The 21,072-nt window shown below is 67.5% G+C and carries 17 protein-coding genes; 11 read left to right on the top strand and 6 right to left on the bottom strand.

Features of this window, described 5'->3' with window-relative positions:
* Positions 1-80 precede the first annotated feature (80 nt).
* The 6 genes from HNP52_RS02690 to HNP52_RS02665 all read left to right on the top strand — a co-directional run bounded on the left by HNP52_RS02690 (position 81) and on the right by HNP52_RS02665 (position 8,644).
* On the top strand, positions 81-1,298 hold the full coding sequence (locus HNP52_RS02690; RefSeq protein ID WP_184162124.1) for an argininosuccinate synthase: 1,218 nt from the start codon (positions 81-83) through the stop codon (positions 1,296-1,298).
* A 123-nt stretch (positions 1,299-1,421) separates the two neighbouring features.
* A complete protein-coding gene (locus HNP52_RS02685; RefSeq protein WP_184162121.1) occupies positions 1,422-2,252 on the top strand; it encodes a hypothetical protein in 831 nt (276 codons plus the stop codon).
* 93 nt (positions 2,253-2,345) lie between these two features.
* Positions 2,346-3,512: a hypothetical protein gene (locus tag HNP52_RS02680; RefSeq protein WP_184162118.1), complete on the top strand. Its 1,167-nt coding sequence runs from the start codon at positions 2,346-2,348 to the stop codon at positions 3,510-3,512.
* 52 nt (positions 3,513-3,564) lie between these two features.
* A complete protein-coding gene (locus HNP52_RS02675; protein ID WP_184162116.1) occupies positions 3,565-5,277 on the top strand; it encodes a hypothetical protein in 1,713 nt (570 codons plus the stop codon).
* Positions 5,274-6,797 carry a hypothetical protein gene (locus tag HNP52_RS02670; protein ID WP_184162113.1) on the top strand — a complete coding sequence of 508 codons (1,524 nt, stop codon included), beginning with the start codon at positions 5,274-5,276 and terminating at the stop codon, positions 6,795-6,797. The genes HNP52_RS02675 and HNP52_RS02670 overlap by 4 nt, the downstream gene beginning before the upstream one ends.
* 65 nt (positions 6,798-6,862) lie before the next feature.
* Positions 6,863-8,644, top strand: a complete 1,782-nt coding sequence (locus tag HNP52_RS02665; protein WP_260395868.1) for a hypothetical protein — start codon at positions 6,863-6,865, stop codon at positions 8,642-8,644.
* 70 nt (positions 8,645-8,714) lie between these two features.
* Here HNP52_RS02665 and HNP52_RS02660 read toward each other — a convergent pair whose 3' ends face one another.
* The 4 genes from HNP52_RS02660 to HNP52_RS02645 are packed head-to-tail and all read right to left on the bottom strand — an operon-like array spanning position 8,715 to position 13,171.
* Complete coding sequence (locus HNP52_RS02660; protein WP_184162109.1) at positions 8,715-9,854, bottom strand: GNAT family N-acetyltransferase; 1,140 nt, start codon at positions 9,852-9,854, stop codon at positions 8,715-8,717.
* 40 nt (positions 9,855-9,894) lie between these two features.
* On the bottom strand, positions 9,895-11,166 hold the full coding sequence (locus HNP52_RS02655) for a mechanosensitive ion channel family protein (protein WP_184162106.1): 1,272 nt from the start codon (positions 11,164-11,166) through the stop codon (positions 9,895-9,897).
* Positions 11,163-12,350 (bottom strand): cystathionine beta-lyase, encoded by a 1,188-nt coding sequence (gene metC, locus HNP52_RS02650; RefSeq protein WP_184162103.1) that lies wholly within the window; start codon positions 12,348-12,350, stop codon positions 11,163-11,165. Before metC ends, HNP52_RS02655 begins: the two co-directional genes overlap by 4 nt.
* Positions 12,347-13,171, bottom strand: coding sequence for a sulfurtransferase (locus tag HNP52_RS02645; protein WP_184162100.1), 825 nt, complete (start codon positions 13,169-13,171; stop codon positions 12,347-12,349). Before HNP52_RS02645 ends, metC begins: the two co-directional genes overlap by 4 nt.
* A gap of 54 nt (positions 13,172-13,225) precedes the next feature.
* Between HNP52_RS02645 and queF the strand changes: the two genes are divergently transcribed.
* From queF to HNP52_RS02630, 3 genes are all read left to right on the top strand, one after another.
* The gene (gene queF, locus HNP52_RS02640; RefSeq protein WP_184162097.1) at positions 13,226-13,672 is read left to right on the top strand and encodes a preQ(1) synthase; all 447 of its coding nucleotides are present in this window, start codon (positions 13,226-13,228) and stop codon (positions 13,670-13,672) included.
* A gap of 143 nt (positions 13,673-13,815) precedes the next feature.
* Complete coding sequence (locus HNP52_RS02635) at positions 13,816-16,077, top strand: glycosyltransferase family 4 protein (RefSeq protein ID WP_184162094.1); 2,262 nt, start codon at positions 13,816-13,818, stop codon at positions 16,075-16,077.
* A 39-nt stretch (positions 16,078-16,116) separates the two neighbouring features.
* Positions 16,117-17,403 (top strand): glycoside hydrolase family 130 protein, encoded by a 1,287-nt coding sequence (locus tag HNP52_RS02630; RefSeq protein ID WP_184162091.1) that lies wholly within the window; start codon positions 16,117-16,119, stop codon positions 17,401-17,403.
* 155 nt (positions 17,404-17,558) lie between these two features.
* On the opposite strand, the gene HNP52_RS02625 is transcribed toward HNP52_RS02630, so the two are convergent.
* Both HNP52_RS02625 and HNP52_RS02620 read right to left on the bottom strand, forming a co-directional pair.
* A complete protein-coding gene (locus tag HNP52_RS02625) occupies positions 17,559-18,176 on the bottom strand; it encodes a hypothetical protein (RefSeq protein WP_184162088.1) in 618 nt (205 codons plus the stop codon).
* 4 nt (positions 18,177-18,180) lie between these two features.
* Positions 18,181-20,214, bottom strand: coding sequence for an OPT family oligopeptide transporter (locus HNP52_RS02620; RefSeq protein ID WP_184162085.1), 2,034 nt, complete (start codon positions 20,212-20,214; stop codon positions 18,181-18,183).
* Between the two features lie 87 nt (positions 20,215-20,301).
* Between HNP52_RS02620 and HNP52_RS02615 the strand changes: the two genes are divergently transcribed.
* Both HNP52_RS02615 and HNP52_RS02610 read left to right on the top strand, forming a co-directional pair.
* Complete coding sequence (locus tag HNP52_RS02615) at positions 20,302-20,634, top strand: helix-turn-helix transcriptional regulator (protein ID WP_184162082.1); 333 nt, start codon at positions 20,302-20,304, stop codon at positions 20,632-20,634.
* Positions 20,631-21,059, top strand: coding sequence for an SRPBCC domain-containing protein (locus HNP52_RS02610; protein WP_184162080.1), 429 nt, complete (start codon positions 20,631-20,633; stop codon positions 21,057-21,059). The genes HNP52_RS02615 and HNP52_RS02610 overlap by 4 nt, the downstream gene beginning before the upstream one ends.
* Positions 21,060-21,072 lie beyond the last annotated feature (13 nt).

Below are 21,072 nucleotides of genomic sequence, written 5' to 3'. Positions count from 1 at the left end.
GCCCCAGCCGCAAAACTTGCGGAAGCGGCGCGTGGACCCTAGAGCGCCCCGGTTTTCCCGCACATCCTTCGGAGTCGCCCATGTCAGACAAGATCAACCGCGTTGTCCTCGCCTATTCGGGCGGCCTGGACACGAGCGTGATCCTGAAATGGCTCCAGCAGGAATATCAGTGCGAGGTCGTGACCTTCACGGCCGACCTGGGCCAGGGCGAGGAGCTCGAGCCGGCGCGCAAGAAGGCCGAAATGGCCGGCGTGAAGCCCGAGCACATCTTCATCGACGATCTGCGCGAGGAGTTCGTCAAGGACTTCGTCTTCCCGATGATGCGCGCCAACGCGCTCTACGAAGGCCTGTATCTCCTCGGCACCTCGATCGCGCGCCCGCTGATCGCCAAGCGCCAGATCGAGATCGCCAAGCTGGTGAACGCCGATGCAGTGAGCCACGGTGCCACCGGCAAGGGCAATGACCAGGTCCGCTTCGAGCTCGGCTATTACGCGCTCAATCCGGACATCAAGGTGATCGCGCCCTGGCGCGAGTGGGACCTGACCAGCCGTACCAAGCTGATCGAGTTCGCCGAGAAGCACCAGATCCCGGTCGCCAAGGACAAGCGCGGTGAATCGCCCTTCTCGACCGACGCGAACCTTCTCCACACCTCGTCCGAGGGCAAGGTGCTCGAGGATCCGTGGGAGGAAGTGCCCGACTATGTCTATTCGCGCACGGTGAACCCGGAAGACGCGCCGAACGAGCCGGAAGTGATCACGATCGATTTCGAGCGTGGCGACGGCGTGGCGCTGAACGGCGTGGCGATGAGCCCGGCCACCCTGCTCACCGCGCTCAACGAGCTCGGCCGCAAGCACGGCATCGGCCGTCTCGACCTGGTCGAGAACCGCTTCGTCGGCATGAAGTCGCGCGGCATGTACGAAACGCCGGGCGGCACCATCTATCACCTGGCCCACCGCGGCATCGAGCAGATCACGCTCGATCGCGGCGCCGCGCACCTCAAGGACGAGCTGGCGCCGCGCTATGCCGAGCTGATCTATAACGGCTTCTGGTTCGCGCCGGAGCGCGAGATGCTCCAGGCCGCGATCGACTATAGCCAGGAAAAGGTGACCGGTACCGTCCGCCTGAAGCTCTACAAGGGCAGCGTGAACGTCACCGGCCGCAAGTCGCCGTACAGCCTGTACTCGGAGAAGGTCGTGACCTTCGAGGACGACCAGGGCGCCTATGACCAGCGCGACGCGGCGGGCTTCATCAAGCTCAACGCGCTCCGCCTGCGCCTGCTCGGCCGCCGCGAGGGCTGATTCCGATATCCGGCGGGTGCCCTTGGGTACCCGCCGTAACTATGTCCGGTTCGGACATGGTTCCCGTCCGTTCCGGCGGCACTCTGTTATCGCTTTGTTCTCATCGATTCGAGGGGAAGCGAGATGGCGATCAGGCGGACGGCGGTTTTGGGGGCGTGCGGCGCCCTGCTCTCCGGCACGGGATGCAGCGCTCAGGTCAGCAACGAGCAGCGCTTCGTTGCCGAGATGATCCGGCAGATTCAGCAGCGGGTACCCGGCGTCACCGTTGTGCAGCGGGATGATCCGCTGTCGGTATCGCTCAAGGGTGGCGGCCGGGCCGAAAGCACGCTGAACTTCCACCGCGTCTATGGCTATTGCCGCCACGCTTCGGCCGCGGATTGCACGGCGGTGCGGACCGAATTCCTCGACAAGGTTTTGCGGAACCCGATGCCGCCGGCGCCGACTCCGGAATCGTTGCGGATCGCTGTGCGCGACGCGCAATATGTGCGGCACGTCCCGGCGATCGTCGCGGAGCCGATCGGCGAGGATCTGTTCGCGGTGCTGGTGTCCAACGCCCCGGACAGCGTATCGACGGTGCCGCCGGAGGTGCTCGGCACGCTCAAGCTCACCCGCGGTCAGGCCTGGGCGCGCGCCTGGCAGCAGACCCGAGCTGGGCTTCCCGCGCTGCCCAGCCCTGCCGCCGTGGCGCAGAACCCGGTCCTCTTCGCGGAGCAGCCCTATCTCGCCACGTTGCTTGCCGACACCAAGGCTTGGCGTGCCATCGCCGATGTCGCCGGACCCGAGTTGTTCGTCACCGTCGTCGCGGACGACATGGTCTTCGTCGCCCGCATGCCCGACGGACCCCGGCTAGAGCAGTTCAAGCAGACGGTGCGCGAGGATTGCGCCAGCCAGCAGCGCTGCATCTCGCCGAACCTGTATCGCTTCCGCGATGGCCGGTGGGTCGTGTCGCACTGACGGCGCGATATTGCCGAAACCGATGCTTCTCCCGGCGTGGCGCATTGTGGAGTCGTTGGGCCAGGCATAGCCTCTCCGCGACTTTCGGGGGGAATGGCTATGCACGACATGACGATGCATCACGGCATGGATCACATGGATCATGGTGCCGCGATCGACACGACGCCGTGCGTCGCCGGCCAGGTGATCGAATATCCGCTCGCCTGGCCGGGCGCCGCGCCGACCACCGGCTGCGCTGCCGCCGATTCCACCCATTGCTGTGTCGAGGGCGGCGGATCGACGCATGAACTGGTCTATGACCAACGCCATGACGGGCAGGTCTTCTGGGTCTCTGGCCAGAATTACGACCATATCGCCCGCGTGACGCTCGATGGGGAAGCGACCTATTTCGCCATGCCCCAGGGAAGCCTGCCGCACGGCATCAAGTTCGACCTGGATGGGCAGCTCTGGGTTACGTTCGAGGGGTATGGCCAGCTCGCCCGGATCGATCCGGACGGCAACATCGTCCAGCTTGTCGATGTCCGCCTCCATGGCTCCGGCATCGAACCGCCGATCAACACGCGCCCGCACGGGCTCGGCATCGGGAAGGATGGCGCGCTGTGGTTCACCGGCAAGCTCACCAACACGGTCGGCCGTGTCGATCCGCACAGCTTCGAAGTGCATCATTATGCGCTGCCCACCCTGGGCGCGGTCCCGATCTACCTTGCCGCGGCGCCGGACGGCGCGATGTGGTGCACCGAACTGACCAGCAGCAAGATCGCGCGTATCCCGGCCGAGGGCGGCACGCCGGCCGAGATCGCTATTCCCACCGCCAACAGCCGCCCGATCGCGATCGTCGCAGGGCCGGACGGTCGGATGTGGTTCAGCGAAGAGGCGGGCGGCAAGGTCGGCCGGGTCGAGGCGGATGGCTCGATCACCGAGTTCCCGGTGCCGCTTACCGCAGCGAATGCGATCTTGGCCGGGCTTGCCTTCGACACCGACGGCAATCTCTGGGTCCAGCAATATGTCAGCCCGCCGCCGACCGGGCCGGTGGCCGACGACTATATCGTCCGCCTCTCCGCCGACATCCTCCATGCCGAGAAGGGCGACCTGAGCGGTGTCGACATCCTTTATTATCGCGCGCCGTCGCGCGGCACGGTGATGCACCGGATCGTCCAGGGGCCGGACGGCGATATCTGGTTCAGCGAGCTGGGCATCAACCGGATCGGCAAGGTGCGGATAGCGTCGCACGGCCACGCGCATGACCATAGGAAGTGCTAGCCCGGAACCAGCCTCTAACGCGCAATTAACCAAAGCACCTTACCACCGGGGCATGGAAACCAGCCCGCCCCGAGCAGCGTGGCGCGACCTGTGCGTCGCGCTGTTGCTGGCTATGGTGCTGAGCGCGGCCTGGGCGCTGCGCGACTGGCAGGACCTGACTGCGCTGCGCCTGCCCGATACCGACGACATGGTCCGTCTCCAGCAGGTTCGCGACTGGCTCGGCGGCCAGGCATATGCCGATCTCGCCCAGCATCGCCTCGGCGCCGCGCCGGGGCTCGAGATGCACTGGTCGCGATTGGCCGACCTGGTGCCGGCCGCGCTGATCCTCGCGCTCACGCCGCTATTGGGCGCGCATGGGGCGACGCTGGCGGCGGTCACCGTCTCACCGGCGCTCCACTTCTTCGCTGCTTTGGTCCTGACCGGCGCCATCGCCCGCCGTCTCGGTGCGCCCTCGGCAACCGCGATCCTGCTCGCCGCTTTGGCCTATCCGGCGATCAGTCTGTTCATGCCCGGTCGCATCGATCACCACGCGCTGCAGATGGTGCTGCTCCTGCTGCTGGTCCATGCCCTGCTCGGCGCCGGCCGCTTCACCGCCGGCCTGGTTGCCGCGCTCGCCATCACCGCATCGTTGGTCATCGGTTTGGAGACGTTGCCGCTGCTCGCGGTGGCCGGCGCCGCGATGGTGCTTCTCTGGGTCACGGACGCTCCCGGTGCCGGTAGCCGCCTGTTTGGCTTCGGCCTTGTCCTGCCGCTCGCGCTGGTCGGGGCGGGGGTGGTATTCCGCACCAGCGGCTGGAATGTTCTCGCTTGTGACGGCTTTACCGGCCTGCTCTGGCGCGCGGCCCAGTGCGCTGCACTGGCGCCGCTCGGCCTCGCTCTGTTCGCCGTATCCGCTCCGCGCAGCCTGCGCGCCCGGTTGATCGCGACGGCTATTGCCGGCCTGTTCGTCCTCGTCGCGATGTTGTCATTCGCCCCGCAATGCCTCCACCCCTATGGTGAAGTCGATCCGCTGCTTGCCCGGCTCTGGCTGGCCGAGGTCGGCGAGGCGCAGCCCCTGTTCGCGGCCCCGCCGGCCAACACCATCGCCTATGCCGGCCTTGCGCTGGTCGGCCTTCTCGCCAGCGCCCGCTTCGCGTGGAAGTCCCGCAGCCCGGGCTGGTGGCTGCTCGCCGCGCTCCAGCTGGCCAGCCTCGCGATCACCCTGCTCCAGCTCCGCGGCGCCTATGCCGGCGCGCTGCTCGCGGCCCCCGCGCTGGCGGTGATGATCACAGCGGCCCGCGCGCGAAACGCCCTGGCGCTGGCCGGTGCCTGGATCGCCGCCACCGGCATCCTCTATCCGATCGCCGCCGCAGCGCTCTTCCCGCCGAAAGTCGAGCCCGGCCCGAACTGCACCGCGCCCGATGCGCTTGCCCGGCTCGCCGCGCTCCCGCCCGGCCGCCTGCTCACGCCGCTGGACCTCGGCGCCTATGCAATCGCCGCGACGCCGCACCGCGTGATCGCCGCACCCTATCACCGCAACAACCAGGGGAACCGTGCCATGTACGACTTCTTCATGCGCCAGCCTGCCCAGTCCGAAGCGATCGCCCGTGCCTGGGGCGTCGACTATGTCGCCTTCTGCCCCGGCGACCTCGATCATATGGCGAAGGCCGCCGATCAGCCCGAAAGCCTTGCCGCGCAGCTCGGCCGCGGGGTAATCCCCGAATGGCTGGTGCCGCTCGACAAGGGCGACGCACCGCGCATCTACCGGATCGGCACGCGGCATTGATCGACATGGAACGGCCCGAACTGGAATGGTGGCAGACCCGCTGGTTCGCGCTCGCCGCGATCCTGGCTGCCGCCGTGCCGCTGCTCTGGCCGAGCCTGCCGCCGTTGCTCGACCTGCCGGGGCACATGGCCCGCTACCGGGTGATGCTGGGCACCGATGCCGCGACGCTCGACCAATGGTACGAGTTCCACTGGCGCGCGATCGGCTATCTCGGCGTCGATGTGCTGGTGTACCTGCTCGCGCCCTTGCTCGGGCTCGAGCCGGCGGTGAAGCTGATCGTGGTCGCCATCCCGATGCTCACCGTGGCGGGCATATTGTGGGTCTCGCGCGAGGCGCATGGCCGGGTGCAGCCCGCGGCGCTGTTCGCGCTGCCGCTCGCCTACAGCATGATCTTTCTCTACGGCTTCCTGAACTACACGCTGGCCATGGCGCTGGCGCTCAACGCCTTCGCCTTGTGGCTGCGCCTCGGCCGCCAGCAGCGCTTCCGCCTGCGCGCCGCGCTGTTCGTGCCGATCGCCTGGCTCATCTGGGGCGCGCACCTGTTCGGCTGGCTGGTGCTCGGCTGCTTCGCCTTCCTGTCCGACCTGATGCGCGAGCGCGCCGCCGGGCGCGGCTGGATCGCGGCGACGTGGTGGGCCGGCCTGAACTGCCTGCCGCTCGCGCTTCCCTTCGTCATGCTGCTGCGCTGGACCCCGGGGGACGGCGCCGGCACCAGCGACTGGCTGGAGAGCTTCCGGCTCAAGCCCGGCTGGGTTGGCATGGTGCTGCGCGATCGCTGGGAATGGTTCGACGTCGCCTCGGTCGCGACGATCGGCCTGCTGCTCTACCATGCCGCGCGCTCGCCCAAATGGCGGTTCGCGCCGCAGCTGGGCGTGGTGACGCTCGGCCTGTGCGCCGCCTTTGTCGCGATGCCGTTCGGTACGGCCTATGCCGATGCCCGGCTGGCGCCCTATGGCGTGATGATGGCGCTGCTCGCGGTGGTGCCACGCGCCGAGGCGAGCCAACACGATCTGCGCAGGATGGCGCTGATCGGCATGGTCTTCTGCCTGATCCGCATCGCCGGCACCTTCACCAGCATGACGATCGAGGCCCGCGACTGGGATCGCCACCTCGCAGCGGTCGAGCACATCCCTTATGGCAGCCGCGTCGCCGGCTTCGTCACCAACAATTGCAAGCCGCCCTGGGCGCTGTTCCGCAAGAACCACCTGCCGAGCATGGTCGTGGTCCGCCGCGGCGCCTTCGCCAATGACCAGTTCGACCTCGGCTCGACCGGGCTGATGCATGTCATCGCCCCGGGGGTGAAGGGCTATGCGGTGGATCCGTCGGAGATGATCACCAACCGGCCCTGCGCAACGGGAGCGGGGCTGCGCGACCTGCGCGGCGCGCTCGCCGGGCTGCCGCGCGGCCGGTTCGACTATGTCTGGCTGATCGAGCCGCAGATCGACGATCCGCGCGTGCTGGCCGGGCTTTCGGAGGTCTGGAGCGACGGCACCGACCATCTCTACCGGGTGAACCGCTGATTCCCATCGGATTCATGGACAAGACTGGCTTGTAGGCACGGCCATGCTCGGCCTAAAGAGCCACGATGGACAGGGGCGACGCGTTGCAATGGTGGCAGACACGATGGTTCGTGGCGCTCTGCACCTTCATAGCCATTATTCCGCTGATCTGGCCGACCATCCCTCCGCTGGTCGATCTGCCGGGTCATATGGGGCGCTACCGTGTCCAGTTCACCTATGACCAATATCCCTTCCTCCAGGAGTGGTACGACTTCCGCTGGAGCCTGATGGGCAATCTGGGCGTCGACCTGCTGGTCATCCCGCTCCATTATGTCTTCGGGCTCGAGCTGGCGGTGAAGATCATCGTCGTCGCGATTCCGGCGATGACCGTGGCGGGCATATTGTGGATCGCGCGCGAAGTGCATGGTCGGATCCCGGCCACCGCCTTGTTCGCGCTGCCGCTCGCCTATGCCTTCCCCTTCCATTTCGGCTTCGTCAATTTCGCGCTGTCGATGGCATTCGCGCTGCTCGCCTTCGGCTGGTGGCTGCGGCTGGCGCGGCTCGGCAAGTTCGCCTTCCGCACCATGGTGTTCCTGCCGATCTCGGTGCTGATCTGGGTCTGCCATACCTATGGCTGGGGCCTGCTCGGCGTGCTGGCCTTCTCGGCGGAGCTGATCCGCCAGCATGATCTGCGCCGCGATCCGGGGCTGCCCTGGTACAAGGATATCGTCGGCGGCTGGATCCTGCCCTGCTTCTTCGCGGGCCTGCAGTGCCTCGTGCTGGTGCCGCCCGCGATCCTGATGGTGGCATGGCGCTCGGGCGGCCATGTCACCGGCCAGACCTTCGACATGTTCAACTGGCGCGCGAAGATGCTCTGGATCACCCAGGTCTTCCGCGATCGCTGGCAGCTGTTCGACCTCGCTTCGGTCGGCGTGCTGTTCCTGCTGCTGTTCAAGGCGGTGCGCGATCCGAACATCCAGTATTCGCGCAACCTGGCGCTGTCGGCGATCTTCCTGACCCTGGTCTATGCGCTGCTGCCGCGCGTCGTGTTCGGCTCGGCCTATGCGGACATGCGCCTGGTGCCGTTCCTGCTGGCGGTCGGCATCCTTGCGATCCGGCCCAAGCCCGGCCTGTCGATCCGCGGCGCCGCCACCGTCGCGGCGCTCGGCATGGCGTTCTTCTGCGTCCGCATCGGTGCGACGACCTGGAGCTTCCTGCTCTACAGCGGCACCTATGATCGCGAACTGAAGGCGCTCGAGCATCTGCCGCAGGGCGCTCGCCTGATCACCTTTGTCGGCGAGACCTGCCGCTACGAGTGGAAGCAGACCCGCCTCCAGCACGTCCCCGCGCTCGCGCTGGAGCGCAAGCTCGCCTACACCAACGACCAATGGTCGATGGCCGGCGGCCAGCTGCTCACCGTGCGCTACGAAGCGGCCAAGCGCTTCGCCCATGATCCCTCGCAGATCGTCACCGACGTGCAGTGCCCGCGCGAATATTGGCGCCCGGTCGCCTGGGCGCTTGCCCGCTTCCCGCGCGATGCGTTCGACTATGTCTGGATGATCGAGACGCCGAACTATGATCCACGCTTCGAGCAGGGCCTGATCCCGCTATGGCGCGACGGCGCCAGCGCGCTGTTCAAGATCGATCATTCGGTGCCCGCGCCGGTGATCAAGCCCGGCGAGCTGCCGGTGCCGCGCTGGGAACGCGACATCATCCTGCGCGAAGGCCATGGCGGCGAAAGCCGTCTCCCCGATCCCGAGGCGAGCCCGGTGCCCGAGCCGATCGAATCGCCGGTGCCGACTCCCGAGCCGACGCCGTCGCCCAGCCCGACCCACAAGGCGGCGAAGCACAAGAAGCCAAAACACTAGGGCATACGGCATTCAGCCACCTTAGCTCCCCGGCGAAGGCCGGGGATCAGCTTGGGGGAGCCGTTAGCCTCTACCCACCCCGCCGGAACGGCGTCATCTCGCCGAGATATTCCTGCTCCTGCGCAACCGCCTCGCGCTCGCGCTCGAGATAGTCGGCCACGGCGCGGCGGAAGCCCGGATCGGGCAGGTAATGCGCCGACCAGGTGGTGACCGGGGAATAGCCGCGCGCCAGCTTGTGCTCGCCCTGCGCGCCGGCCTCGACGCGCCGCAGGCCACGCTCGATCGCCGCGTCGATCGCCTGGTAATAGCAGAGCTCGAAATGGAGGAAGGGCACTTCCTCGGTGCAGCCCCAATAGCGGCCATAGAGCGTGTCGGCACCGATCAGGTTGAGCGCCCCGGCGATGGGCAGGCCGTCGCGGCAGGCGAGGATCAGCAGCACCTTGTCCGCCATCTCGCGGCCGAGCAGGGTGAAGAAGCTGCGGGTCAGATAGGGGCGGCCCCATTTGCGGCTGCCGGTGTCCTGATAGAAATTCCAGAACGCGTCCCAATGCGCGTCGGTGATCTCGGCGCCGCTCAGGTGGCGGATCTCCAGGCCGTCGATCGCGGCGGCGCGTTCCTTGCGGATCGCCTTGCGCTTGCGGCTGGCGAGCGCGCCCAGGAAATCGTCGAAATTGGCATAGCCCTCGTTCGCCCAGTGGAACTGGGTGCCGGCGCGCACCAGCCAGCCTGCCTGCTCGAACAGCGGCAACTGCGCATCGTCGAGGAAGGTCACATGCGCCGAGGACAGCCGGTTCTGGTCGGTAACCGCTTCGATCCCCGCGATCAGTCCCGGCGCCAGCGCCCCGTCGCGCAGCAGCAGGCGCGGTCCGGGCACCGGAGTGAAGGGCACGGCGATCTGGAGCTTGGGATAATATCGGCCGCCGGCCTGCTCCCAGGCATCGGCCCAGGCATGGTCGAACACATATTCGCCCTGGCTGTGGCTCTTGGCATAGGCTGGCGCAATCGCGGCGGGGCGGCCCTCGCCATCTTCGATCACGATCGGTAGCGATTGCCAGCCCGCGCGCGGGCTCACCGATCCCGAGCGCTCGAGGATCGACAGGAAGGCGTGGCTGACGAACGGATTGCGGTTGCCCGCGCACGCATCCCAGTCGCCCGGCAGGATCGAGCTGACTCCATCGGCGATGCGGGCGGTCACGGACGAGGCGGGCACGCGGGCAAGATAGGGGCGGCCCCCCGTCCAGGGCAATGGCCTAAGGTTGCTTCTCGTCGCGCCCGAGCAGCCGCACCTCGCGCTGGGGCAAGGCAAGCGCGATGCCGTGCTCCTTGAACATCGCCCAGAGCCGATTGAGCACGTCGCTCTTCACATTGCCGACGCCGCTCTCGGGGTCGCTGATCCAGGTGAGGATCTCGTGCTCCACGCCATTCTCGCCGAAGGCGGAGAGGCGGACATTGGTCGGCGGGTCGTTGAGCGCGCGCGGGCTTTCCTTCGCCGCGCGCAGCATCAGCTCCTGGGCGAGCTTGAGGTCGCAGTCATAGGAGACGGTCACCGGGATGCGGACGCGGACGTTGCGGTCGGTGTACGACCAGTTCTCCACTTCCTGGGTCATCAGGATCTCGTTCGGGATCAGATGCTCCTTGCCGTCGCGGGTGACTACGCTGACCGCACGCACGCCGATCTTGTTCACCCAGCCGAAGCTGTCGCCCACCACGATCACGTCGCCCGGCTTGATCGAGCGGTCCATCAGCAGGATGATCCCGGCGATCAGATTGCCGATCGTCTTCTGCAGCCCGAAGCCTATCGCCAGGCCGAAGGCGCCGGAGAAGACCGCGAAGGCGGTCAGGTCGATGCCGAGCAGGTCGATGCCGACGAAGAAGGCGATCACCACCGCCGCGATCGCCGCCAGTTTCTGGAACAGCAGCTTCTGGGTCGGGTCGAAGCCGCGCGCGCCGGCGATCCACTGGGTGAGGATGCGGTTGAACAGCCGCACGCCGGCGAACAGGGTCAGCACGGTCACCCCGATGCTGAGCAGCGAGAGCAGCGTCAGCCGCCGCGTGCCGATGTCGATGCCCACCCGCTCCAGCGTCTCGCGCGTCGCGGCGAACCCGCCGATCGCGTGGCTGAAGATCGCGGCAAAGGCGATCGCGGCTGCGGTCCAGGCGACCGAGCGCGGCATGTGGAGTCCGCGCAGCACCGCCACCGCGAACATCGCCGCGGTCGTCCCGGTGGCCAGCCCCAGCCCCAGCGCCGCGAGCGGATGCCAGGCCCAGCCGGCCAGGACGATGCCCAGCAGCAGCGTGGCGACGCCGTAGCGCAGCACCTCGCAGATCCGCCCGCTGAACAACGGCCCGTGATCGGCGTCGCGCGACCAGTATTCGGCGATCCGCGGCCCGATCCTGCGCCCGGCGATCCAGCCCAGCCCGAGCGCCGCGACGACCAGGCCGACGGCGACCCCCGCTTCGGTGAGCTCGGGTGGCGAGGGCAGATTGTGCCCCGCCAGCCAGTCGCCGAAGCGCTGCATCATCCGCGCGCCGCCCGGAATGCCGCGAGGCCGCGGTCGAGGTCGGCGATCAGGTCGTCCGGATCCTCGAGCCCGATCTGCAGCCGGACCACCGGTCCCTCGGCCTTCCACTCGGTCGTGGTGCGGAAGCGCTGCGGGTCCACCGGCAGCGCCAGGCTCTCATAGCCGCCCCAGCTGTAGCCGATGCCGAAATGCTCGAGCGTGTCGATCAGTGCCGCGCGCTCCTTCTCGCCGCCGCCGTCCAGCACGAAGGAGAACAGCCCCGACGCGCCCCGGAAATCGCGCAGGAAGATCTCGTGCCCCGGGCAATCGGGCAACGCCGGGTGGAGCACCCGCGCCACTTCGGGCCGGGTCTTGAGCCACTCGGCGATCTGCAGCGCGGCGCGGCCATGCTGCTCGAGCCGGATCGCCATGGTCCTGAGGCCGCGCGCGCCAAGCCAGGCATCGTCCGGGCTCGCGGTCTGGCCCAGCTGGTAGGTCGTGTCGCGCAGCGCCTGGTACCTGCCCTGCGTCGCGGTGACCGACCCCAGCATCACGTCGGAATGGCCGACGACATATTTGGTCGCGGCCAGGATCGTATAGTCGACGCCCAGCGCGATTGCCGGGAACAGCAGGGGCGTCGCCCAGGTATTGTCGAGCACCGTCGCGATCCCGCGATCCTTCGCCACCGCGACGATCGCCGGCACGTCCTGCACCTCGAAGGTCAGGCTGCCCGGGCTCTCGAGCAGGATCACCTTGGTATTCTCGCGACACAGCGTCGCGATGCCCTCGCCGATCAGCGGGTCGTAATAGGTCGTCTCCACCCCGATCCGCCTGAGCAGCCCGTTGGCGAAGTTGCGGGTGGGGTCATAGGCGCTGTCGGGCACCAGCAGGTGATCGCCCGGCGAGAGCAGCGCGAGCAGCGTCGAGACGATCGCCGCCACGCCCGACGGATAGAGCAGGGTGGCCTCGGCGCCCGGCTCCAGCTCGGTCAGCGCGTCGGCCAGCGACCATTGGGTCGGCGTCCCGCGCCGGCCGTAGAACAGCCGGTGATGCGTGTCTCGGGCACCGCTCGCCCGCAGATGCGCGACATCGTCATAGAGGATCGTCGACGCGCGCCACACCGGCGGGTTGACGATGCCCTGCGTCCATTCCTTGCGCCGCCCGGCGGAAACGACCTTGGTCTTGTCGTGCTTTTCGCTGCTCATGCCGGGCCCAATGCCTTGGCGGTCTCGGGACGGCTACCCCATTCGGTCCAGCTGCCGTCATAAAGTGCGGCTTCGTTGTCGAGCAGGTGCGCGCCGAACGCCAGGATCGCCGCGGTGATCCCCGACCCGCAGGTGGTCACCAGCGGCTGGCCCAGGTCGATGCCATGCTCCTCGAACACCGCGCGGATATGCTCGGGCGTCTTCCAAGTGCCGTCGGCGTTGAAGAACTTGGGATAGGGCACGTTGCGCGACCCCGGGATATGCCCCGCCGCCACTTCGGCGCGCGGATCCGCTTCGTCGCCGGTGAAGCGCGCCGCCGAGCGGGCATCGGCGACCTGCCCGGTCTCGGCCTTCATCTCGTCGAGCGTGCGGACCCGCGAACGCGGCGGGCGGACCTCGAAGCCGCCCGGCTCGGTCCATGGCAGGCCTTCCTCGCAGATTCGCCCCTCGGCCTTCCATTTGGCCATGCCGCCATCGAGCAGCGCGACATCGACGCCGGCGAGCCGCAGCACCCACCAGGCCCGGCACGAGGTATGGTGCGGGCCATTGTCGTACAGCACGATCTGCGTCTCGGTATCCGCGCCTAGGGCGCGCAGCCGCTCGGCGATCTTGGCGACGGTCGGCACGGTCGAGGGCAGCGGGCTGGTCTCGTCGATCAGCGTATCGAGATCGAGGAAGCGCGCACCGGCGATATGCTCGGCCTCGAACTCCGCGCGGGGATCGCGCGGCGGCGATCCGGGGATCGTCGAGGTATAGGTCGCGTCCAGCACCAGCACATTGTCGGCCCGGGCCAGCCATTCGGTCGTTACGAGGCTATCCATGGCGGGATGTCCTAGGAGGATGCAAAGCGGCGCGCAAACGCCTACATGGCCTGGATGGACGCCAAGCATCTCGGAAAAACCTCGACTCTCCCCGCCACCCCGGAAGAGGCCGAGCTCGATTATGTGCCCAACCCGCGCAAGGGCACCCGCTATCTCATCCGCTTCGCGGCACCCGAGTTCACCTCGCTCTGCCCGATCACCGGCGCGCCCGATTTCGCGCATCTGGTGATCGACTATGTGCCCGGCGACACGATCGTCGAATCCAAGTCGCTCAAGCTGTTCCTCGGATCGTTCCGCAACCACGGCGCCTTCCATGAGGATTGCACCGTCGGCATCGGCCAGCGCCTGTTCGACGAGATGAAACCGGAATGGCTCAGGATCGGCGGGTACTGGTATCCCCGCGGTGGTATTCCGATCGATGTTTTCTGGCAGTCCGGCACGCCGCCGGAAGGTGTCTGGGTACCCGAGCAGGGGGTGCCGGGCTATCGCGGTCGCGGCTGAACGCCAGATTTACAAGACGACTTGATAGTCGTATTGTGCTGCATTGCAGCATGATGAAACCTTATTGAAATCAGTGAGTTTGGAGAGGCGAGCGGAGTAACCCACGCAACTTGGTTTGCGGCAGCGAAAGGAAAGATCGGCGCATGAAAGCCCCGAATATCCAGCACATCGCGCTGATCGGTAACTTCCTGCCGCGCAAATGCGGACTCGCGACCTACACCACCGATACCTATGCCGCGCTCCGGCAGCGTTTCCCGGACCTCAAGGTCGACGTCTATGCGATGGACGATCATCCCGGGCGCTATGACTATCCCGATGCCGTGACCGCCTCGATCCCCGAGCAGGACCGCGCCGCCTATCTCGGCGCCGCCCGGGTGATCGAGGCGTCGGGCGCCCAGGCGCTCTGGGTCCAGCATGAATATGGCATCTATGGCGGCCCCGCCGGCGAGTATCTGATCGCGCTGCTCGATCGCCTGTCGATACCGGTGATCGCCACGCTGCACACCGTGCTCGAAAACCCCAATGCCGATCAGCGCCGCGTGATGGATGCGCTGCTGCGCCGCGCCTCGCAGGTGATCGTGATGGCCGAGAAGGGCCGCGAGATCCTCAAGCGCGTCCACGGCGTCGACGATCGCAAGGTCGCGATGATCCCGCACGGCGTGCCCGATCGCCCGTTCGCCGATCCGCAGGCGTTCAAGCCGCGCTTCGGCTGGCAGGGCCGCGAAGTGATCCTCACCTTCGGCCTGCTCGCGCCGAGCAAGGGCATCGAGACGATGATCGGCGCGATGCCGGCGATCGCCAGGGCGCGGCCCGATTCGCTCTATGTGATCCTCGGCGCCACCCATCCCAATCTCGTCGCGCATGAAGGCGAAGCCTATCGCGACCGGTTGAAGGCGCTCACCGCCGAACTGGGCGTCGCCGACCATGTCGCCTTTGTCGACGGGTTCGTCGAGCAGGACGAACTGCTCGATTATCTCCAGGCGGCGGACGTCTATGCGACGCCCTATCCCAATCCCGCGCAGATCACCTCGGGCACGCTTTCCTATGCGGTCGCGGTCGGCAAGCCGGTGGTCTCCACTCCCTATATCCACGCCACCGAAATCCTTGCCGACGATCACGGCGTGCTGGTCGGCTTCGGCGACAGCGATGCCTTCGCCCGCGAGATCAGCCGCCTGCTCGCCGACAAGCCGGCGCGCATGGCGCTGGCCGAGCGCGCCTATGCCCGCGGCCGCACGATGCTGTGGCCGCGCCTTGCCGAAACCGCGATGGATGCGCTGGTCCGGATCGTCGCCGCGCGCCCGCGCCGGGTCGGCCGGGCGAAGCAGGAGCTGCGTCCGCTCAAGCCCGATATCGCCGCGGTGGAGCGGATGAGCGACGCCACCGGCATGCTCCAGCATTCGATCTATTCGGTGCCCGATCGCCGCCATGGCTATTGCATCGACGATAATGCCCGCGCGCTGATCCTGATGTCGAAGATCGACGATATCGACGAGACGCTGCGCGACAAATGGACCAGCGTCTATGCCGCCTTCGTCCAATATGCCTGGAACGAGGATCTCCGGCGCTTCCGCAACTTCATGAACTTCGATCGCACCTGGTGCGAGGATGTCGGCTCCGAGGATTCGAACGGCCGCGCGCTCTGGTCGCTTGGCGTCACCGCGCGCGATGCCAGGGCGCAGAAGCATCGCGACTGGGCCTCGGCGCTGTTCGATACCACGGCCGGCATCGCCCTCGAGCTGGGCAGCCCGCGCGCCCGCGCCTTTGCGATGCTGGGGGCCGCCGCGATGCTCGATGCGCATCCGGGCCACGCCCGCAGCCGCGAGATCCTCACTCGCTTCGGCGCGGAGCTGATCGAGCTGCTCGACGGCAATCGTCGTCCGGAATGGAGCTGGTTCGAGATCGTCCTGGCCTATGACAATGCCCGCCTGCCCGAGGCGCTGCTGCGCGCCGGCGTGGCGCTGGGGCGCAGCGAGTTCACCAGCGTCGGGCTGGAGACGCTCGAATGGATCGTCGCCCAGCAGACCTCGCCCGAGGGACGCTTCCGCGCCGTCGGCACCGAGAGTTTCGGCCGCGCCTATGCCGCGCCGATGCAGTTCGACCAGCAGCCGCTCGAGGCGCAGGCGACGGTTGAGGCCTGTGTCGCCGCGCATGAGGCTACCGGCGAGAATCGCTGGGTCGAGGAAGCGGTGCGCGCCTATCGCTGGTATCTCGGCGCCAATGATCTGGAGTTGCCGCTCGCCAGCGCCCAGGATGGCGGCTGTTTCGACGGGCTGATGCCGCACGGCTTGAACCGGAATCAGGGCGCCGAGTCGATTCTGGCACTCCAGCTGGCGAATTGCGCGATTTCGGCTCTTTCAAAAGCGACCGAAAACATGGCAACACCGTTGCGAGCCGCCGTCGCGTAACGATTTCGCGCCGGTGCGGGGACAATGGCTGGGAGCCGGATGCTCGATATTTTCAATCATGCGCTGCGCCTGAAGGCCGATCCTTCGCGTGTTGTGGTCCGCCCTTTCCATATCGCCTGGACCTCCAACGGGTCGGGCCCGAGCCGCAGCGAGCGGCTGGTGACCGAAGTGCTGGCGATGTCGCCGGGCGAGGCGCGCAGCCAGCTCGAGATCGTGCTCAAGGATTTCGAGGCGCGCCACTGGCAGACGCGCCGCGTGTTCATGACGCGCTATGACGAGATCGAGGGGATGCTCGGGCTCGACGGCAGCCAGATCGGCGATGAGAAGCGCCAGCTGATCGGTGCCTATTTCTGCCATGAATACAGCTATGCCGCCGCCGCGCTGATGAACCCCAGCGCGGTGCCGCACTATGACCAGACCGGCATGCCGCCGGGCAGCTTGCGTATCCTGATGAGCCTGCGCGCGGTGGGAGAGGGGCATATCTCCTCGGTCGCCTTCCGCGAAGGCATCATCACCGACGGCAACGACCTGACCCTGGCGCCCGAGCCGCCCTTCGCCACAGCGGCGGACGCGCGCGAGGAGGACGAGGCGCATGTGCCCGAGGGGCCGGTCACCGTCTATCGCCACCGCGATTCCACCCTGTCGGGCACGGTGATCTTCCCGATCACCCGCGCCCAGTCGAACGGGCTCGAGGATCTGCGCATCACCCATTTCCGCCACGACGATGGCGAGGAAGAGTGGATCGGCACCTACACCGCCTATAACGGCTCGGTGATCCAGTCCGAGCTGCTGCGCACGCGCGACTGGCGAACCTTCGATCTCGTGCCGATGTCGGGCAGCGCCTCGCGCAACAAGGGCATGGCGCTGTTCCCGCGCACGGTGAACGGCCGCTACATGATGCTCGGGCGCCAGGACGGCGAGAACATCTTCCTCCACGCCTCGGACGACATCACCGCCTGGGAAGGCGGCGAGCTGCTGATCAAGCCGAAATTCCCCTGGGAGCTGGTCCAGATGGGCAATTGCGGCCCGCCGATCGAGCTCGACGAAGGCTGGCTGATCCTCACCCACGGCGTCGGCGCGATGCGCAAATATTCGATCGGCGCGGCTTTGCTCGACAAGAACGACCCGTCCAAAGTGCTGGCACGCTCGGCCGAGCCGCTGCTGGCGGCGGCGGACCAGGACCGCGAGGGCTATGTGCCCAACGTCGTCTACACCTGCGGCGCGATCAAGCACGGCGACAAGCTGTTCATCCCCTACGGCGTGGCGGACAGCTCGGTCGCCTTCGCCTTCGTCCCGATCACCTCGATGCTTGCGCAGATGGCCTGAGGCGCGGGCGGGGCGATCAACGTCCCGCTCATCAGTTCCCCGGCGAAGGCCGGGGCCCAGTATCGACGGACCCTCGATGGCGCGGGAACCTCTCGAACGACATCGCAGCTGGGCCCCGGCCTTCGCCGGGGAACAGCCAAGTCGTGGTACGGACGCTAGTCGGTTGTCGAGGCGGCAAAGGCGATCAGCCGGCCGCGCTCCGGCTGGTGGATGGTGAAGAGGAACGCGCCCCACCATTCCATGCCCGCCTCGAAGCGGGGCGAGACCTCGGCCAGCCTCGGGCTCGCCCAGTCGAGGATGCGGTGCGGCTCGTCCGGCGGCAGCAGGAAACCGAGGATCTCGCCGAACAGTTCCTGAATCTCGCGCGGCGACGCGTCGAGGCCATAGGGCGGCTCGACAAAGGCGCGGGCGAACTGGCCGCCCTCGCCGGGAAGCGGAATCGCATAGCCACCGCCGGAAAGCACGAGCCGCGCGACCTTTTTGAATGGCGGATCGACCAGTTCCTGGCCGTCCGTAGTCCGCCAGGTGCCGCGCTTGATCAGCTTGCGGCTTTCCGGATGGCAATGCGCGCCGAGGAATTCGGCGAGCTCGATCTGGCGATGGCCGATCGACCGCAGTGCCGCTGCGTCGATCCCGTCGCCGAGCAGCCCGTGGATCGCCGCGACCGCCGCCTCCTCACCGTCCTCCGCATCGTCAAACACGGCAAAGTCGAAAGCGCCGCCCACCTTCGCATAGCGCTTGAAGGCGGGCGGCAACTTGTCGAGGCGGCGCATCAGCTCAGCGATAGGTGGCGATATCGTCCGCCGGGGTCTCCGGCCCCGAGCCCGTCGGCGTCTTGCTGACCAGCTTGCGCGTCATCGCGTACGACACCGCGATCAGTCCGAAGAACAGCAGCGGCGCGATCCACAGCGCGACGCTCTCGAAGCTCTCGGGCATGATCGCCAGCGGTGCGTCGTTGGGCGGGATCGGCGAGTTGCGGTTGGCCCAGGCAAGGATGCCGGCAAAGGCCACGCCGAACAGCGACTCGCCCACGATCAGGCCGGTCGCTGCCAGCACGCCCATCCGCTCGGCGAATTCCGGGTTGGCCTGGCGCTTGGCCCAGCGATCGTAGAAATGGCCGATCAGCGCGCCGACCGGGATCAGCAGGGTCAGGCCCATCGGCAGATAGATGCCCATGCCGACGGCGAGCGGCGGCAGGCGCATCTTGCCGGTCTTGCCCAGCACTTCGTCGACGATGATCACGCCGACGCCGATCAGCGCGCCGAGCCCGATCAGGTTCCAGTCGATGTCGCCGCCGAGCACACCCTTGGCGATCGACGAGATCAACGCGGCCTGCGGCGCCGACAGCGCATTGGGGCCGGCGCCGGGCATGCCGACAAAGCCGAGCGTGTTCTTGAGCAGGTCGAGCACCAGCGGAATGGCGAGCGAGCCGAACACCACGCCCAGGATCAGCGCGAGCTGCTGCTTCCACGGCGTCGCGCCGACCAGCTGGCCGGTCTTGAGGTCCTGGAGATTGTCGTTCGAGATGGTCGCGATCGAGAAGATGATCGCGGTGGTGAACAGCGCATAGGCGATCAGCGCGTTGGTGCGCGACGGATCGGCCTCATGCCCGAACACCGCCACCAGCAGCAGCGAGGCGCCGAGCACGGCAAGGATGCCGACGCCCGAGACCGGCGAGTTCGACGCACCAATCAGGCCGGCCATGTAGCCGCAGATCGCCGCGATCAGCACGCCGACGATCAGGACATAGGCAAGCGATCCGCCGATCACCGCAAAAGCATGATCGTGCACCGGCCCGCCGGCCGAAAAGGTCCACAGCAGCCAGGCGATCGGGACAAGCGTGGCGAGGGTGATAAGGGCGACCACGCCGATCGGCATGTCGCGTTCGGTGATGTCGAGCGCCTGGCCGTCCTGGCGCGCGCGCGAGGCGGCAAGGGCGGAGCGCAGGCCTGCGATGATCGGCCCGATGATCTTGAGCAGCGACCAGATCGCCGCGACGCCGATCGTGCCCGCGCCGATGAAGCGCACCTGGCCGCGGAAGGTCGAGCCGACCAGCGCGTCGATCCCGCCGCTGATGTCGCCGCCATGGGCGAAATAGGGCACCAGCACCGTCCAGGAGATCAGCATGCCGAAGAACATCGCCGCGCCGACCGAGATGCCGACGAGATGGCCGACGCCGATCAGCAGCATCGACCAGCTGGTCGACCAGCCGGTGGCGGTGCCGCCGACCGCGAAATTCTTGCCCGCTTCCTCGGCGACCAGCTTCATCTTGCCGAGCAGCGCGAACACGCCCGAGAAGATCGTGCCGACGATCAGGGTGCGCAGGCCCGCCGCATTCTCCTTGTCGCCCGCGCCCGATCCCGAGCCGACCTTGAGCACTTCGGCGGCGGCGACGCCTTCCGGATAGGGCAGGTCGGTTCCGGTGACGAGCGCGCGGCGCAGCGGCACCGAGAACATCACGCCGAGCACACCGCCGGTGATGCACACCGCGACGGTCGTCCAATAGGGGAAGCCCGACCACCAGCCGACCATGATCAGGCCCGGCAGCACGAACACGATCGCGGCGAGGGTACCCGCGGCGGATGCGATAGTCTGGACGATGTTGTTCTCGAGGATCGTGCCGCTCTTGAACGCCTTGAGGATCGCCATCGAGACGACCGCGGCCGGGATCGAGGTAGCGAAGGTCAGGCCGACCTTGAGGCCGGCATAGACGTTCGCCGCGGTGAACAGGATGGTGATCAGCGCGCCGAGGATGATGCCGCGGAGCGTGAGCTCGGCCGTCGGCCGAGCGGAGCTGGATGGTTCGGTCATCGCGGGAAACTGGCACCGCAGGCCCGGCGAGGACAGCATTTTTTGCGGCGGGTTGATTTGAATAACCACATGGTTATGGATTGGCGCATGGAGCCGATAGCCCACTCCGCCGCCGACGCGCTGTTCCGCGCGCTGGGCGACCCCACCCGGCGGACGCTGTTCGAGCGGCTGGCGCGATCCGAGCTGACGGTGCGTGCGCTAACCGAGGGAGCGGGAATCTCCCAGCCGGCGGTGTCCAAGCATCTCGCGGTGCTGAAGGGCGCGGGGCTGGTGCTCGACCGGCCACAGGGGCGCGAGACGCACTACCGCGCCAATCCCCGCGGCCTCGCGCCGCTGCTCGACTGGATGCGCCTGCACGAGGCGATGTGGGCCGACAGCTTCGATCGGCTCGAGGACCTGCTCAGGAGAATGGATCAATGACCGAGACGCGCACCCTGGTGATGGAGCGGGACTTTGCGCATCCGCCGGAGAAGCTGTGGCGCGCGATCACCCAGCCGCATCTGATCGCCGAATGGCTGCTGCCCAATGACTTCGCTGCCGAGCAGGGCCACCGCTTCACGCTGCAGAGCCCAGGTGCGCCGGGCTGGAGCGGGCGGATCGACTGCGCGGTGCGCGAGATCGAACCGGGGCGCCAGCTCTCGTATAGCTGGGATACCGGCGGCGGCGAGGAAGCGATGCCGCGCTTCGAATCGGTGGTGACGCTGACGCTCGAGCCCGTAGCGGGCGGCACGCGCCTGCGGATGGAGCAGAGCGGCTTCACCAACGCCAGCAACTATGGCGGCGCGCGCTTCGGCTGGGGCAAGTTCCTCGATCGGCTGGAGGGGGTTGCCGCCGCGCTCGCTTGAACGATCGGGCGTT

It is taken from the genome of Sphingomonas kyeonggiensis (genome assembly GCF_014204495.1).
In the GTDB taxonomy this organism is placed as follows: Bacteria; Pseudomonadota; Alphaproteobacteria; order Sphingomonadales; family Sphingomonadaceae; genus Sphingomonas; species Sphingomonas kyeonggiensis_A.
The sequence above is the reverse complement of the archived record's forward strand: the minus strand, read 5'-3'. Positions and strand labels throughout refer to the sequence as shown.